1 rRNA gene is annotated in these 539 nt (G+C 47.9%); it reads right to left on the bottom strand.

Features of this window, described 5'->3' with window-relative positions:
* Positions 1 to 310: ribosomal RNA gene (locus tag ACFQ2O_RS22435) — 16S ribosomal RNA — on the bottom strand; the annotation flags it as partial.
* Between the last annotated feature and the right edge of the window lie 229 nt (positions 311 to 539).

The raw sequence follows: 539 nt of genomic DNA, 5'->3' as shown, positions 1-539 counted from the left end.
TGGGGGACCATCCTCTCAGAACCCCTAGCCATCGTAGCCTTGGTGGGCCTCTACCCCGCCAACTAGCTAATGGCACGCATGCCCATCTTCCACCGCCGAAGCTTTGACAATCAGATGATGCCATCCGATTGTGTCATGCGGTATTAATCCCGGTTTCCCGGGGCTATCCCCCTGTGGAAGGTAGGTTGCATACGCGTTACGCACCCGTGCGCCACTAACCAAGAAACCGAAGCCTCCTGGTCCGTTCGACTTGCATGTATTAGGCCTGCCGCTAGCGTTCATCCTGAGCCAGGATCAAACTCTCCATTGTAAAGTTTTCATCTACCCTAAGGTAGAAATGTGTCTGTCAGACCCCGGCTTTCTTTTTTATTCTATTACTAGAACCAACACAGTTGATATGTTTCAACCACCTGCGCAGATTACCTTAAATTTCTGTCTCAAGCAATCTCTCAAAGAACTTATAGAAGAACGTTTTCTTCTCTTGCCATCTTTTGATGTTTTGACTCTACTTTTAGAGTCGTTGTTTTGCGTGATGCAAA

The sequence above is a fragment of the Pontibacter rugosus genome, assembly GCF_042678745.1.
GTDB classification, from domain to species: Bacteria; Bacteroidota; Bacteroidia; order Cytophagales; family Hymenobacteraceae; genus Pontibacter; species Pontibacter rugosus.
The sequence above is the reverse complement of the archived record's forward strand: the minus strand, read 5'-3'. Positions and strand labels throughout refer to the sequence as shown.